Origin of the sequence: Pseudomonas sp. TUM22785 (genome assembly GCF_028198105.1) — a bacterium.
GTDB lineage: Bacteria > Pseudomonadota > Gammaproteobacteria > Pseudomonadales > Pseudomonadaceae > Metapseudomonas > Metapseudomonas solani.
The window spans coordinates 5,390,037-5,403,401 of record NZ_CP116239.1 but is presented as its reverse complement, the minus strand read 5'-3'; the positions used below and the strand labels follow the sequence as shown (position 1 = coordinate 5,403,401).

General features: G+C 65.7%; 16 protein-coding genes. 7 read left to right on the top strand and 9 right to left on the bottom strand.

Annotated features, from left to right (window positions below; all coding sequences use genetic code 11):
* Positions 1 to 90: 90 nt before the first annotated feature.
* Both PI990_RS24475 and PI990_RS24470 read left to right on the top strand, forming a co-directional pair.
* Positions 91 to 1,002 carry a carbon-nitrogen hydrolase family protein gene (locus tag PI990_RS24475; protein ID WP_271658730.1) on the top strand — a complete coding sequence of 304 codons (912 nt, stop codon included), beginning with the start codon at positions 91 to 93 and terminating at the stop codon, positions 1,000 to 1,002.
* Positions 999 to 1,712: a tRNA-uridine aminocarboxypropyltransferase gene (locus tag PI990_RS24470; RefSeq protein ID WP_021222520.1), complete on the top strand. Its 714-nt coding sequence runs from the start codon at positions 999 to 1,001 to the stop codon at positions 1,710 to 1,712. The genes PI990_RS24475 and PI990_RS24470 overlap by 4 nt, the downstream gene beginning before the upstream one ends.
* On the opposite strand, the gene PI990_RS24465 is transcribed toward PI990_RS24470, so the two are convergent.
* On the bottom strand, positions 1,703 to 2,686 hold the full coding sequence (locus PI990_RS24465; protein ID WP_442969297.1) for a DMT family transporter: 984 nt from the start codon (positions 2,684 to 2,686) through the stop codon (positions 1,703 to 1,705). The two genes, PI990_RS24470 and PI990_RS24465, sit on opposite strands and share 10 nt — an antisense overlap.
* 127 nt (positions 2,687 to 2,813) lie before the next feature.
* On the opposite strand from PI990_RS24465, the gene erdR reads away from it, so the two are divergent.
* Entirely contained in the window at positions 2,814 to 3,464 is a 651-nt protein-coding gene (gene erdR, locus PI990_RS24460) for a response regulator transcription factor ErdR (protein ID WP_021222522.1), read from the top strand.
* A 75-nt stretch (positions 3,465 to 3,539) separates the two neighbouring features.
* Positions 3,540 to 3,908, top strand: coding sequence for a diacylglycerol kinase (locus PI990_RS24455; protein WP_021222523.1), 369 nt, complete (start codon positions 3,540 to 3,542; stop codon positions 3,906 to 3,908).
* On the opposite strand, the gene PI990_RS24450 is transcribed toward PI990_RS24455, so the two are convergent.
* Entirely contained in the window at positions 3,909 to 4,835 is a 927-nt protein-coding gene (locus tag PI990_RS24450; protein ID WP_043243618.1) for a LysR family transcriptional regulator, read from the bottom strand.
* Positions 4,836 to 4,960: 125 nt separating this feature from the next.
* Between PI990_RS24450 and fpr the strand changes: the two genes are divergently transcribed.
* On the top strand, positions 4,961 to 5,740 hold the full coding sequence (fpr, locus tag PI990_RS24445) for a ferredoxin-NADP reductase (protein WP_021222525.1): 780 nt from the start codon (positions 4,961 to 4,963) through the stop codon (positions 5,738 to 5,740).
* Between the two features lie 81 nt (positions 5,741 to 5,821).
* Here fpr and PI990_RS24440 read toward each other — a convergent pair whose 3' ends face one another.
* Positions 5,822 to 6,235, bottom strand: a complete 414-nt coding sequence (locus PI990_RS24440; protein WP_021222526.1) for a VOC family protein — start codon at positions 6,233 to 6,235, stop codon at positions 5,822 to 5,824.
* A 59-nt stretch (positions 6,236 to 6,294) separates the two neighbouring features.
* On the opposite strand from PI990_RS24440, the gene PI990_RS24435 reads away from it, so the two are divergent.
* Positions 6,295 to 6,597 carry a putative quinol monooxygenase gene (locus PI990_RS24435; RefSeq protein WP_021222527.1) on the top strand — a complete coding sequence of 101 codons (303 nt, stop codon included), beginning with the start codon at positions 6,295 to 6,297 and terminating at the stop codon, positions 6,595 to 6,597.
* Between the two features lie 23 nt (positions 6,598 to 6,620).
* Here the strand turns inward: PI990_RS24435 and tsaA are convergent, their stop codons facing one another.
* From tsaA to rimO, 6 genes are all read right to left on the bottom strand, one after another.
* Entirely contained in the window at positions 6,621 to 7,316 is a 696-nt protein-coding gene (tsaA, locus tag PI990_RS24430) for a tRNA (N6-threonylcarbamoyladenosine(37)-N6)-methyltransferase TrmO (RefSeq protein WP_271658728.1), read from the bottom strand.
* Positions 7,317 to 7,327: 11 nt separating this feature from the next.
* Entirely contained in the window at positions 7,328 to 7,534 is a 207-nt protein-coding gene (locus tag PI990_RS24425) for a hypothetical protein (RefSeq protein ID WP_021222529.1), read from the bottom strand.
* Positions 7,535 to 7,626: 92 nt separating this feature from the next.
* Positions 7,627 to 8,397, bottom strand: coding sequence for a RhlG family 3-oxoacyl-ACP reductase (locus PI990_RS24420; protein ID WP_271658727.1), 771 nt, complete (start codon positions 8,395 to 8,397; stop codon positions 7,627 to 7,629).
* 105 nt (positions 8,398 to 8,502) lie between these two features.
* Positions 8,503 to 9,132, bottom strand: coding sequence for a glutathione S-transferase family protein (locus PI990_RS24415; RefSeq protein ID WP_271658726.1), 630 nt, complete (start codon positions 9,130 to 9,132; stop codon positions 8,503 to 8,505).
* A 20-nt stretch (positions 9,133 to 9,152) separates the two neighbouring features.
* Entirely contained in the window at positions 9,153 to 9,677 is a 525-nt protein-coding gene (locus PI990_RS24410) for a hypothetical protein (protein ID WP_271658725.1), read from the bottom strand.
* Between the two features lie 188 nt (positions 9,678 to 9,865).
* Positions 9,866 to 11,188 carry a 30S ribosomal protein S12 methylthiotransferase RimO gene (gene rimO, locus PI990_RS24405; protein WP_271658724.1) on the bottom strand — a complete coding sequence of 441 codons (1,323 nt, stop codon included), beginning with the start codon at positions 11,186 to 11,188 and terminating at the stop codon, positions 9,866 to 9,868.
* A gap of 246 nt (positions 11,189 to 11,434) precedes the next feature.
* On the opposite strand from rimO, the gene PI990_RS24400 reads away from it, so the two are divergent.
* Positions 11,435 to 13,339 carry a potassium transporter Kup gene (locus PI990_RS24400; RefSeq protein ID WP_021222583.1) on the top strand — a complete coding sequence of 635 codons (1,905 nt, stop codon included), beginning with the start codon at positions 11,435 to 11,437 and terminating at the stop codon, positions 13,337 to 13,339.
* Positions 13,340 to 13,365 lie beyond the last annotated feature (26 nt).

Genomic DNA, 13,365 nt, shown 5'->3' with positions numbered 1-13,365 from the left:
GGGCGCGGACAGAAGGGCGGCTGCGGCCGCCCTTTTCCGTGGAGGCGCAGGTAAACTGCGCGGCATTCCCCCGCCCTTCAGGAGCCCGCCATGCCAGGCCTGGAAACCGCCCTGCCGCTTGCCCAGCAACGCCGCCCCGTGCGTGTCGCCACCGTGCAGTGGGCGCTCGGCCAGAGCAGTGAGCTGCCGGCGCTGCTGGAGGCACTGGAGCATACGGTGGCGACCCTCGCCGGCTACGGTGTTGACCTGGCGGTGTTCCCCGAGTTCTTCCACGTCAACCTGCTCAAGGGCGCACGTTTCGCCCAGGGCCCTGCGCAGATGCGCAAGCTCGCCGAGTACACCGAGCCGCTGCTGGCCGCGTTCTCACGCCTGGCCCAGCGTTACCGGGTCAATCTGTGCCCGGGCAGCCTGCCGCTGGAAGAGGGTGGGCGCATGCTCAACATGAGCTGGTTGTGCCACCGCGATGGCAGCCGGGATCGCCAGCCCAAGCTGCACATCACCCCCAACGAGCGTGAAGCCTGGGGCCTGGAAGGTGGCAACAGCCTGCAGGTGTTCGACAGCGATGTCGGCCGGGTCGGCATCCTCGTCTGCTACGACGTGGAGTTCCCCGAGCTGCCGCGGCTGCTGCGCGAGCAGGGGCTGGAGATCCTGCTGGTGCCGTTCTGGACCGACACCCGCCACGGCTACCTGCGCGTGCGGCTCTGCGCCCAGGCCCGCGCGGTGGAGAACGAGTGCTACGTCGCCATCGCCGGCGGCGTCGGCCTGCTGCGTGGTGTGGACAACGTCGACACCCAGTACAGCCAGTCGGCGATCTTCAGCCCGGCCGACCTGCCATTCCCGCCCGACGCCGTGCTGGCCCAGGCGGACGCCAATATCGAATCCTTCGCGATCGCCGACCTGGACCTCGCCCGCCTCGCACAACTGCGCCAGCAGGGTGCCGTGCGCAACGGCCAGGACAGGCGCCACGACCTCTATCAGTTGCACTGGACCGTTACCCGATGAGTCACGCCGTTTCCCGCCTGCGCGCCGAGTGCCTGGCGCGCAGTACCCGCCCCTTCGTCGCCCGTGGCGCCCGTTCGCCGCGCTGCCCGGGTTGCCGGGTGATCGCCGAATACTGCTTCTGCGCGCTGCGCCCCCAGGTGGATGTGCGTTCGGGCGTGTGCCTGTTCATGTACTGCTCGGAGCCGATGAAGCCGAGCAACACCGGCTGGCTGATCGCCGACATCGTGGCCGATACGGCCGCATTCGGCTGGTCCCGCACCGAGGTCGACCCGGCGATCATCGCCCTGCTCGACGACCCGCAATGGCAGCCCTACCTGGTGTTCCCGGGTGAGTATGTCGAGCCGCAATCACGGGTGGTCAGCGACGTGCAGGTGGAGGAGGGCAAGCGCCCGCTGTTCATCCTGCTGGACGCCACCTGGAGCGAAGCCCGCAAGATGTTCCGCAAGAGCCCCTACCTGGATCGCTTCCCGGTGCTCAGCCTGCAGCCGGAGCAGATTTCCCGCTATCGCCTGCGCCGCTCCAATCGCGAGGAGCACCTGTGCACCGCCGAAGTGGCGGCGTTGTGCCTGGAACTGGCCGGGGATGAGCGTGCAGCAGGGGCGCTGAACGCCTACCTGGATGTATTCACCGAGCACTACATCGGTGCCAAGCGCGCACTGCCGCTGGACCTGGCCAGCCCGGCCCACCAGGCGCTCAGCCCCTATCTCTGAGGCATCGTTTCTGCGCTTGCGGCCGCCACCTTGCGTTGCGGCCACAACTGCGCGATCAGCATGCCGACGAACATCAGGCCGCAGCCCAGGTAGCCACGGGCATGCAGCGACTCGTCCAGCAACAGGGCCCCGGCGATGGCGGCGAACACCGCTTCCAGGGACAGGATGATCGCCGCGTGCGAGGCGATGGCATGTTTTTGCGCCACCACCTGCAGGGTGTAGCCGATGGCTACGGCGATGACGCCGCCATAGAGGATCGCCGGGCCGGCCGCGAGGATGGCGTCGAGGCGGATCTCCTCCAGCACCACGGCCAGCACCATGCTGATCACCGCGCAGGTGACGAACTGCAGGATGGCCAGGCGGATCGGGTCATAGCGGCTGGCGAAGAAGCCCACCAGCAACACATGCACGCCCCAGACGAAGGCGCCGCACAGCTGCAGCCAGTCCCCCGAGGCGACCTGGAAGTTCTCACCGACGCTGAGCAGGAACATGCCCGCAACGGCCAGGCCCGCGCCCAGCCAGGTGCCCATGCCGGTGCGGTGGCCCAGCAGCAACCCCAGCAGCGGCACGATGATCACGTATAGCCCGGTGATGAAGCCCGAGTTGGTCACGCTGGTGAACAGCAGGCCCACCTGCTGCAGGTTGATGCCCAGCGACAGGGCCAGGCCCATCAGTACGCCGCCCAGCAGCATGCCCCGGTTCAGTGGCGCTTTCGGTGCCGGGCGTGGCAGCAGGAACAGCAGCGGTAGCAGCACCAGCGCGCCGAGGGTGAAGCGCAGGCCGGTATAGAGGAAGGGACCGATGGCATCCATGCCCAGGCGCTGAGCGACGAATGCGGCACCCCAGATGGCGGCGGTGATCAGCATCAGGATATCGGCGCGCAGGGCGTGGCTTCGCATGGTGATTCTCGGCGGGCAAAGGCGCAGACTTTGCCGTAAAGATGCCTGCTTGACCACCCCGTTGCGGGTCGGCATGCTGAGCGCCGCTTTACGGCCAACCCGTAAGCAGTTCAGGGCTTGGCAGAGGCGGCACCTCCCCCGTGCCGGGTGTTTCCGACAAGATCGGCAGCATCTCTGGGCCCACAAGAAAAAGGACACGCCCATGGCCGCATACGAAATCCTCATCGCCGACGATCACCCCCTGTTCCGCAGCGCCCTGCACCAGGCGCTGACCCTCGGGCTCGGCCCGGACGTGCGCCTGGTCGAAGCGGCGAGCATCGCCGAGCTCGAATCGCGCCTGGCCGAAAAGGCCGACTGGGACCTGGTCCTGCTGGACCTGAACATGCCCGGCGCTTACGGCTTTTCCGGCCTGGTGCTGCTGCGTGGCCAGTACCCGCAGATTCCGGTGGTGATGATCTCCGCCCAGGAAGAGGCGGCGGTCGTGGTCCGCTCCCGTGAGTTCGGTGCCAGCGGCTTCATCCCCAAATCCAGCCCCCTGGAAGTGATTCAAAGCGCCGTGCGCGCGGTGCTCGATGGCGATGCCTGGTGGCCGCCGCAGGTCGAGGAGAATGTTGCGGTGTCGGCTGAGGCCAAGGCTGCCAGCGCCGGCCTCGCCAGCCTGACGCCGCAGCAGTTCCGCGTGCTGACCATGGTCTGCGAAGGGCTGCTGAACAAGCAGATCGCCTTCGAGCTCAGCGTTTCCGAGGCGACGGTCAAGGCCCACGTCACGGCGATTTTCCGCAAGCTCGGCGTGCGCACTCGCACCCAGGCGGCGTTGCTGTTGCAACAGATGGAATCGATTCCGTCGGCCTGAGCCGGCGGTTTTCACGCAAATTTGATTCGTCGCGGGTTAGCCTGCGGCCTTCCTTCCCTAGCAGTCCCTCTATCTATGTCATCGCCATTCAAGGGCCAGACCGGCCTCAAGCGTATCCTCAATGCCGCCGGCTACTCCCTGGACGGCATGCGTGCCGCCTTCACCGGTGAAGCCGCGTTCCGCCAACTGGTGCTGCTCAACGTGGTGTTGATCCCCATCGCCTTCTTCCTCGACGTCAGCCGTGGCGAGCGCGCGCTGATGATCGCCGCCTGCCTGCTGGCGCTGATCGTCGAGTTGCTCAATTCGGCGGTGGAGGCGGCCATCGACCGCATCTCCCTGGATCGCCACCCGCTGTCGAAGAACGCCAAGGACATGGGCAGCGCGGCCCAGTTCGTCGCCCTGAGCCTGATCACCGCCGTCTGGGCCACCATCCTCCTGGGTTGATCAGGCGATCGGTGGCAGCACGATCTCGTCGCTGCGCCGTACGCCCGCCGTCAGTTCGCGGCACTGGTCGAGGAACTCGCGCATCGCGGCCGTCTGGTATTTCTGCTTGTGCCAGATGAAATAGAACTGCCGGCGCAGGTCGATGCCCGGCGTCTCCAGCGCCACCAGGCTGCCGCGGCGGAAGGCGTCGCGCAGCGCCAGGCGCGAGATGCAGCTGATGCCCAGCCCCGACTCCACGGCCCGCTTGATGGCTTCGGTGTGCTCCAGCTCCAGGCGGATGTTCAGCGGCGTAGGGTGGTGGCGCATGGCCTGGTCGAAGGTCAGGCGGGTACCCGAACCCTGCTCGCGGAGGATCCACGCCTCGCGGCTGAGCTCGTCCAGCGAGGCCTGGCCGCGAACCGCCAGCGGATGCCCGGGCGCACAGAACACCACCAGTTCGTCTTCCACCCAGGGCAACACCTCGATATCCGGGTGCTGGCAATCGCCTTCGATTAGACCCAGATCAAGTTCGTAGTGGGCGATCTGCTGGACGATATTCATCGTGTTCTGCACATGCAGGCTCACCTGGCACTCGGGGTGGCGCTGCATGAAGCTGCCGATCAGCAGGGTCGCTAGGTAGTTGCCCACGGTGAGCGTGGCGCCGACGGACAGGGAGCCGAAGCCGCTCTTGCCGTTGAGCAGGTCCTCGATCTCCCGCGCCTGGTCCAGCAGCCCCACCGCCTGGGGCAGCAACTGGTGGCCCAGGGCGTTGAGGCTGAGGCGCTTGCCGACGCGGTCGAACAGCTGGCAGCCGGATTGGCGCTCCAGCTCGGTCAGCGAGGTGCTGGCGGCAGACTGTGACAGCGACAGTGATTCGGCGGCCCGGGAGACGCTGCCTTGCTGGGCGACGCTGACGAATACCTGCAATTGACGGAGAGTGAATCGCATATCGATATAACCGATAACCTATATCTTGATAATCCAGTTAACAGATATTGTGGCTATCAATACAATGTCGCGCAATTGCGCCCCGCATGGCGCTGGCGACATCCCAATTTTCGGAGCCCCCGTAAATGAGCAACATGAACTCCGAGCGCGTCCTCAGCGTTCACCACTGGAACGACACGCTGTTCAGCTTCAAGTGCACCCGTGACCCGGGCCTGCGTTTCGAGAACGGCCAGTTCGTCATGATCGGCCTGCAGCAGCCCAACGGCCGCCCGCTGATGCGCGCCTATTCCATTGCCAGCCCGAACTGGGAAGAGCACCTGGAGTTCTTCAGCATCAAGGTGCCGGACGGTCCGCTGACCTCCCAGCTGCAGCACCTGAAGGAAGGCGACGAGATCATCATCAGCAAGAAGCCCACCGGCACGCTGGTACTCGATGACCTCAACCCCGGCAAGCACCTGTACCTGCTCAGCACCGGTACCGGCCTCGCGCCCTTCATGAGCGTGATCCAGGACCCGGAAACCTACGAGCGCTTCGAGAAGGTGATCCTGGTCCACGGCGTGCGCTACGTGAACGAAGTCGCCTACCGCGAGTTCATCACCGAGCACCTGCCGCAGAACGAGTTCTTCGGCGAGGCGCTGCGTGACAAGCTGATCTACTACCCCACCGTCACCCGCGAGCCCTTCGAGAACCAGGGCCGCCTGACCGACCTGATGCGCAGCGGCAAGCTGTTCGCGGACATCGGCCTGCCGCCGATCAACCCGCAGGACGACCGCGCGATGATCTGCGGCAGCCCGAGCATGCTCGACGAGACCAGCCAGGTGCTCGACAGCTTCGGCCTGAAGATCTCCGCGCGCATGCGCGAGCCGGGCGATTACCTGATCGAGCGTGCATTCGTCGAGAAGTAAGCGTTCCCCGCGCCATGAGAAAGCCCGCTGATCAGCGGGCTTTTTCGTTTCTGTGTTTCGTCGATAGCAGGCGACAGGGGCTCAGATCGGCGAGCCGAAGCGCTGGCCCGAAATCGCCGGGTGGTAGATCGGCTGGATCTTGTTCCCCGCCGGGTCCAGCACGTGGAAGCTGTGGGCGCCGTCGCCATGGGCGAAGGGGCGGTCGAGCAGGGTCACGCCGCTGGCCTTGAGGTAGTCGTACCAGGCCCGCAGCTCGTCCAGGCTGTCCACCACGAAGCCGTAGTGATCCACCGCCTGCATGCCGCTACTGGGCACGTCGGAACGGCCCAGGGAGAGGTTGTCGTTACCGCAGGTGAGGTAGACCAGGTCTTCGTTGGCGCGGTTGAGCACCTGCATACCGAGGATGTCCACGTAGAAACGTTCGCACTCCTCCAGGTTGGGCACCACGATCGCCAGGTGGCGAAGACCGTTGAGGCGGCTCGGACGGACAGGCATGAGCGGGATTCCTTTTTTGTATACAATTTTCACTGAATATAAAACAAAAGGACTCCAACGTGTATTGCCTTCTGCTCAAGACCCAGCTCAAGCCCGGCAGCCTCGATGCCTTCATGGACGCCATGCGCGTCAACGCCGCCGCTTCCGTGCGCGACGAGCCCGGTTGCCTGGTGTTCGACGTATTGCGTGATCGCCGCGACCCCGACCTGGTGTGGCTCTACGAGGTCTACACCGACGAAGCGGCCTTCGAGGCGCACATGGAAACGCCGCATTTCCTCGCCAGCCGCCCGCTGGTGAACCCGCTGATCGTCCAGCAGGACGTCATCGAGGCGGATGTGCTGGCGCTCAACGCGGCGCGTTAGTTGATCGAGGGGAGGGTGGCCATTCAGGCCGAAGGGCTGATTTCCAGCACGCGGATCAGCCCCGGGCGCGGGTAGTGCCAGCGCACGTCCAGGTCCCAGAGGCGCGCACCATAGCGGCGCTCCGGCTCCGGCTGCTGGTAGGCCGGGCGCGGGTCCTGGGCCAGGCACTGCTCAACCAGTTCCACCAGCGGCTCGCCCAGGCGCAGGGCGTGCTCGCGGGCCTGGGCCAGCGCTGCCTCTTCCCACTCCACCGGAATCGGCTCCGGCGCCGCCTCGGCGATGCGGTTGGTGGCGCCGTCCTGGCGGTCGACATAGGGCACGTAGGGCTTGATATCGAGCACCGGGGTGCCGTCCAGCAGGTCGATGCCGGAGAGCCAGAGTCGCCCGGGCTCGACCTTGTCCAGCTTCACCACCGACTGGCCGATGCCGTTGGGCCTGTGGGTCGAGCGCGTGGCGAACACCCCGAGCGAACGATTGCCGCCGAGGCGAGGCGGGCGCACCTTCAGGCGCGGCTTGTCTTCCAGTGCCTGGTGGAAGAGGAACAGCAACCAGACGTGGCTGACTTCCTCCAGCCCCTGCACCGCATCGCCGCTGTCGAAGGGCGGCAGCAGTTCCAGCACGCCACGGGCGGCGGGCGCCAGGTGCGGCTGGCGGGGGATGGCGAATTTTTCCTTGAAGCAGGAACGGACGATGCCCACGGGCGAGACGGAGTACTGCATGACGGGTGGGCTCAGCGGCTGCGAATCGGGGCGTCGAGGGGCACACGGCAGCCCGCGTCGCGATAGGGGCCGCTGTGGCGCAGCCAGCCTTCGCCGGGTTGTACCTGGGCGCAGCTGTAGTGGCCGTCCAGCTTGCTCTGCCAGAGGTAGAACGGGGCCGGCGCGGCGAAGGCCGGTGCGGCGAGGGCGAGCGAAAGGAGCAGGGACAGCAGGCGCATGGTGCGGAAATCCGGGGCGGTGGCGCGGCTACCCTAGCGCCCCGGCCTGGCCTTGCGCAAGCCGCCGTTGCCCGGCGGCCCGCACAGTGTCATCAGAGGTGGAAGCCACCGTCGATGGGGATGATGTTGCCGGTCATGTAGGCGCCGGCGGTGCTGGCCAGGCTCAGGGCCAGGGCGGACATTTCTTCCTCTCGGCCCCAGCGCTTCATGGGAATGTGCGCCACGTCGGCGGCCAGGGCCTCGCTGTCGTTGGCGATGAACTGGGTCATCTTGCTGGGGAAGCGGCCGGGGGCGATCACGTTGACATTGATGTGGTCGGCCACCAGCTCCTTGGCCAGCATGCGCGAGAGCTGGTGCAGTGCCGCCTTGCTCGGGCCGTATGCGTAGGCTTGCTCGCCGAGGGAGCTGATACCCGCCACCGAGCCGATGTTGATCACCCGCGCCGGGCTCTCGGCATTGCCGGCCTTGCGCAGCAGCGGCAGCAGTTGCTGGATGCAGCTGAATACCGAGGTGACGTTGAGCTGCATGACCTTTTCCCAGCCCTTCACCGGGTAGCTTTCCAGGGGCGCGCCCCAGGTGGTGCCAGCGTTGTTGACCAGGATGTCGAGGTGCTCGATGCGCCCGGCCAGCTCGTTGGCCAGGGCCTTGGCGCCTTCTTCGCTGGAGAGGTCGGCCGCCAGGCCGATGCACTCGCCGTAGGTGGACAGCTCGGCGGCGGTCTCGGCGCAGGCGTCGGCATTGCGGGCACAGATGATCACGCGGGCGCCGGCTTCGAGGAAGCCCTGGGCGATCATCCTGCCGATGCCGCGGGTGCCGCCGGTCACCAGGGCGGTGCGGCCCTGGAGGCTGAAGTAGTGGTGCATGGAAACCTCGTCGCTGATCGGGTGAGGTCCATACCCTAGCCCGGCACCACCGGTCGCGGCGGCATTATCGAGGCGCGGAATGCGCCGCCATTCCGCCGCTGCGCTTCAGCCGGCTTCCTGCGCTGCGGCCAGCTCCGCGTCCTTGGCCCTGGCCTTCTGCACGGCGGGGCGGGCGAGGAAGCGATCGACGTAGGCGCGGAACACGGGCCGCTCGGGGATCAGGCCGTAAGCCATGGTCCAGTTCAGTGCAGTACCCCAGAGCACGTCGGCGGCGCTGAAGTCATTCCCCAGGACCCAGGTGCGCCCTTGCAGGTGGTTGGCAAAGGTATCGAGCACGGTGGCGAAATCGCCGTAAGGCGAGCGGGAGGGTTCTACGGGCGCGCGTTGCAGCGCGTGGTCCACCACCGCCGGTTCGAAGCAGGTACCGGAGAACACCATCCAGCGCAGGAAGGTGCCGCGCTGCGGGCTTTCCAGCGAGGGCGTGAGCCCGGCGTCGGCATAGAGGTCGGCGAGGTAGAGGTACACCGCGACCTGCTCGGTGACGATGGTTTCGCCGTGGCGAATGGCCGGGACCTTGCCCATGGGGTTGATGGCCAGGTACGCGGGCTGGCGCTGCTCGCCCTTGTGCATGTTCATCAGGTGCAGGTCGTAGTCGGCACCCAGTTCCTCCAGCAGGGTGAGGATGCCGGAGGAGCGGGTGTGCGGGCAGTGGAACAGGGTGATGTGGCGGTTCATCTCTACTCCTACTCGAGCGATCAATAGAGGTGGGCGTAGCCGTACTGCGGGCCGATGCCCAGGCTCGGCTTCATGCCCAGTTCGATGATATGCACCTGCACGTCGGTGAAGGTCTGCTTGAAGGCGTTGATGCTGTGGGGCACGCAGGTACCGCAGCAGTCGATCTCGCTGACCAGGGTGACGTCGGTGAGGTGGCCGATGAAGCCCGGGCGGCCGTGGATGTAGTTGATCAGCCGCGGCTCGGTATGGAACTGGCCCATGCCGCCGCAGGCGAAGGTGCGGATATTGGTCGCCACGTCGGGCACGAACTCCACGCCCCATTCGTGCACCAGCTTGTTCAGGGCCGTCTTGCTGAAGGAGCTCATGGCCGAGAAGGAGAACAGGTTCAGCGGCGAGGCGTTGTTGAAGGTGCAGTGGGCGATGCACAGGTTGTGCGCTTCGGGGTTGAAGTTCGAGAGCTTCTGGTTCTTCTCGAAGGACTCGTTGACGGCGTAGCGCAGGGTGGCGATCAGCTCGTGGGCGTCCTGGTGGTTCATGGCGGGCATGGAGGGGTCTTCCTTGGTCGAGAGCTTCCTGTATAGGCGAGTCTCGCCGCGGCGCAAGGTCGAACCGACAACGGGTGCCGGCCAATGCCAACCGCATCCCACCCTAGCCCGGGATTCAGCTCCGGGGCTGATCGGCACCCATAAAAAAGCCCCGCATCGGCGGGGCTTCTTCATGGCTCAGGGCGTACTTAGACGCGCTCGGCCCAGAGGTCGTACTCGTCGGCATCGACCACGCGCACCATCACCTTGTCGCCCGGCTTCAGGTCGGTGCTGTCGATGAACACGCTGCCGTCGATCTCCGGGGCGTCGGCGAAGGAGCGGCCAACCGCGCCTTGCTCGTCCACTTCGTCGATCAGCACTTCGATTTCCTTGCCGATCTTCAGCTGCAGGCGCTCGGCGGAGATCGCCTGCTGGTGCGCCATGAAGCGATCCCAGCGGTCTTGCTTGACGTCGTCCGGCACCGGATCCAGGTTCATGTCGTTGGCCGGGGCGCCGTCCACCGGGGAGTACTGGAAGCAGCCGACGCGGTCCAGCTGGGCTTCGCTCAGCCAGTCCAGCAGGTACTGGAAGTCTTCCTCGGTCTCGCCGGGGAAGCCGACGATGAAGGTGGAGCGGATGGTCAGCTCGGGGCAGATCTCGCGCCACTTCTTGATGCGGGCCAGGGTCTTGTCCTCGAAGGCCGGGCGCTTCATGGCCTTGAGCACTTTCGGGCTGGCGTGCTGGAAGGGGATGTCCAGGTAGGGCAGCAGCTTGCCGGCGGCCATCAGCGGGATCACGTCATCGACGTTCGGGTAGGGGTACACGTAGTGCAGGCGCACCCACACGCCCATGCTCGACAGCGCCTGGCACAGCTCCAGCATGCGGGTCTTCACCGGCTGGCCATTCCAGAAGTCGGTCTTGTACTTCATATCGACGCCATACGCGCTGGTGTCCTGGGAGATCACCAGCAGCTCCTTCACGCCGGCTTTTACCAGGCGCTCGGCTTCGCTCAGCACATCACCCACCGGGCGGCTGACCAGCTTGCCGCGCATGGAGGGAATGATGCAGAAGCTGCAGGTGTGGTTGCAGCCCTCGGAAATCTTCAGGTACGCGTAGTGGCGCGGGGTCAGCTTGATGCCCTGCGGCGGCACCAGGTCGATCAGCGGGTTGTGCTCGGTCTTCGGCGGGATCACCTCGTGCACCGCGTTGACCACCTGCTCGTACTGCTGCGGGCCGGTAACGGCCAGCACGCTGGGGTGCACGTCGCGGATGCTGTCTTCGGCCACGCCCATGCAGCCGGTGACGATGACCTTGCCGTTCTCGGCGATGGCTTCACCGATCACGTCCAGGGATTCGGCCTTGGCGCTGTCGATGAAGCCGCAGGTGTTGACCACCACGACGTCGGCATCCTGGTAGGTCGGGACGATCTCGTACCCTTCCATGCGCAGCTGGGTGAGGATGCGTTCGGAATCGACCGTGGCTTTGGGGCAACCAAGGGAGACGAAACCGACTTTGGGCGTTGCGGTGGACATTGGCGGCTAACCTCGAAGGGCACCTCGTTGGGTGCCTCTGATCAAAAAGTGCGCAATTCTAGCGGCAGCCCGCGCGCTTGACCAGCCTCTTCGGGACAAGCTGTCACAGGACGTGGCAAGGCGCGTGAAGCCCGGTAATTGTAGGCGGCAGGCTCTATAGTCAGTCAGTGCGAACTTGTCCGACGCTTGCGTCGACGAATGGGTCGGAGCAGGATGCGCGGAATTTTTTCTGAGGAATTTTGTTACATGTCCGATGCAAGCGCTGGCGCCGTTGAACATGAACAGCCCCATTCCAGCTCCGCGATTGGCCTGATGGTCGGCGCCGTAGGCGTTTGCTACGGCGATATCGGCACCAGCCCCCTCTACACCCTCAAGGAAGTCTTCATTGGCGGTTATGGCGTGCAGGCCAACCACGACGGCGTGCTCGGCGTGCTCTCGCTGATCTTCTGGTCGCTGATCTGGGTGGTGTCGATCAAGTACGTGATCTTCGTCCTGCGTGCCGACAACCAGGGCGAGGGCGGGGTCATGGCCTTGTCCGCCCTGGCCCGCCGCGCCGCTGCCGGGCGTCAACGCCTGCAGGCGATGGTGGTGATCGCCGGCCTGATCGGTGCCGCGCTGTTCTACGGCGACAGCATGATCACCCCGGCCATTTCGGTGCTCTCCGCCATCGAGGGCCTGGAGATCGCCTTCGACGGGCTGGAGCACTGGGTGGTACCCCTGTCGCTGATCGTGCTCGTTGGCCTGTTCCTGATCCAGAAGCACGGCACCACACGCATCGGCATCCTCTTCGGGCCGGTGATGGTTGCCTGGTTCCTCGCCCTCGCGGCCCTAGGCATCTACGGCGTGTCGCAAGAGCCGGAAGTGCTCAAGGCGATGAGCCCGGTCTGGGCGATCAACTTCTTCATCTCCCACCCGGGCATCGGCGTCGCCATCCTCGGTGCCACCGTGCTGGCGCTGACCGGCGCCGAGGCGCTGTACGCCGACATGGGCCACTTCGGCCGCAAACCCATTGCCCGTGCCTGGTTCGCCCTGGTGCTGCCGGCGCTGGTGCTGAACTACTTCGGCCAGGGCGCGACCATCCTGGTCAACCCCGAGGCTGCGCGTAATCCCTTCTACCTGACGGCCCCGGGCTGGGCGTTGCTGCCGATGGTGGCGCTGTCCACCGCCGCCACCGTGATCGCCTCCCAGGCGGTGATCTCCGGCGCCTTCTCCCTGACCCGCCAGGCCATCCAGCTCGGTTATGTGCCGCGCATGTTCATCCAGCACACCTCCAGCCACGAGCAGGGGCAGATCTACATCCCGGCGGTGAACTGGGCGCTGATGGTCGGCGTGGTGCTGCTGGTGCTGGGCTTCGAATCCTCCGCCGCCCTGGCCTCGGCCTACGGCGTGGCGGTGACCGGCACTATGTTGATGACCACCCTGCTGATGGGCGTGGTGATCTGGTTATTGTGGAAATGGCCGCTGTGGCTGGCCATCCCCTTCTTCCTGCTGATGCTGCTGGTGGACATCCTGTTCTTCGCCGCCAACCTGCCCAAGGTCATCCAGGGCGGTGCCTTCCCGGTGATCGCCGGTATCGCCCTGTTCATCCTCATGACCACCTGGAAGCGTGGCCGCCAGTTGCTGGTGGATCGCCTCGATGAAGGCTCGCTACCGCTGCCGTTGTTCATCGCCAGCATCCGCTCGCAGCCGCCGCACCGCGTGCAGGGGACTGCCGTGTTCCTCACAGCGCGTTCCGACGCCGTGCCCCACGCGTTGTTGCACAACCTGCTGCACAACCAGGTGCTGCACGAGCAGGTGGTGTTGCTCACCGTGGTCAACGAAGACAGCCCGCGGGTATCGCCGGAGCGGCGCTTCGAGGTGGACGCCTATGGCGAGGGCTTCTTCCGCGTGGTGCTGCACTTCGGCTTCATCGAAGACCCGGACATCCCCCAGGCGCTGAAGCTGTGCCACCTCAACGAGCTGGACTTCAGCCCGATGCGCACCACCTACTTCCTCAGCCGCGAGACGGTGATCCCCTCCAAGCTGATCGGCATGGCGATCTGGCGCGAGGCGTTGTTCGCCTTCCTGCTGAAGAACGCCAACGGCAACCTGCGCTACTTCAACCTGCCGCTCAATCGCGTGATCGAACTCGGTACGCAGGTGGAGATCTAGTCGGCGACGGGGTTCGCCATAACGAA

What these genes read in the sequence shown, in the direction of transcription:
- PI990_RS24455 (WP_021222523.1), top strand. Translation starts at nt 3,540, where the DNA reads ATGTCATCGCCATTCAAGGGCCAGACCGGCCTCAAGCGTATCCTCAAT.
- PI990_RS24420 (WP_271658727.1), bottom strand. Translation starts at nt 8,397, where the DNA reads ATGCACCACTACTTCAGCCTCCAGGGCCGCACCGCCCTGGTGACCGGC.
- erdR (WP_021222522.1), top strand. Translation starts at nt 2,814, where the DNA reads ATGGCCGCATACGAAATCCTCATCGCCGACGATCACCCCCTGTTCCGC.
- PI990_RS24440 (WP_021222526.1), bottom strand. Translation starts at nt 6,235, where the DNA reads ATGCCTGTCCGTCCGAGCCGCCTCAACGGTCTTCGCCACCTGGCGATC.
- PI990_RS24400 (WP_021222583.1), top strand. Translation starts at nt 11,435, where the DNA reads ATGTCCGATGCAAGCGCTGGCGCCGTTGAACATGAACAGCCCCATTCC.
- tsaA (WP_271658728.1), bottom strand. Translation starts at nt 7,316, where the DNA reads ATGCAGTACTCCGTCTCGCCCGTGGGCATCGTCCGTTCCTGCTTCAAG.
- PI990_RS24450 (WP_043243618.1), bottom strand. Translation starts at nt 4,835, where the DNA reads ATGCGATTCACTCTCCGTCAATTGCAGGTATTCGTCAGCGTCGCCCAG.
- rimO (WP_271658724.1), bottom strand. Translation starts at nt 11,188, where the DNA reads ATGTCCACCGCAACGCCCAAAGTCGGTTTCGTCTCCCTTGGTTGCCCC.
- PI990_RS24425 (WP_021222529.1), bottom strand. Translation starts at nt 7,534, where the DNA reads ATGCGCCTGCTGTCCCTGCTCCTTTCGCTCGCCCTCGCCGCACCGGCC.
- PI990_RS24470 (WP_021222520.1), top strand. Translation starts at nt 999, where the DNA reads ATGAGTCACGCCGTTTCCCGCCTGCGCGCCGAGTGCCTGGCGCGCAGT.
- PI990_RS24410 (WP_271658725.1), bottom strand. Translation starts at nt 9,677, where the DNA reads ATGCCCGCCATGAACCACCAGGACGCCCACGAGCTGATCGCCACCCTG.
- fpr (WP_021222525.1), top strand. Translation starts at nt 4,961, where the DNA reads ATGAGCAACATGAACTCCGAGCGCGTCCTCAGCGTTCACCACTGGAAC.
- PI990_RS24475 (WP_271658730.1), top strand. Translation starts at nt 91, where the DNA reads ATGCCAGGCCTGGAAACCGCCCTGCCGCTTGCCCAGCAACGCCGCCCC.
- PI990_RS24415 (WP_271658726.1), bottom strand. Translation starts at nt 9,132, where the DNA reads ATGAACCGCCACATCACCCTGTTCCACTGCCCGCACACCCGCTCCTCC.
- PI990_RS24465 (WP_442969297.1), bottom strand. Translation starts at nt 2,686, where the DNA reads ATGCCGACCCGCAACGGGGTGGTCAAGCAGGCATCTTTACGGCAAAGT.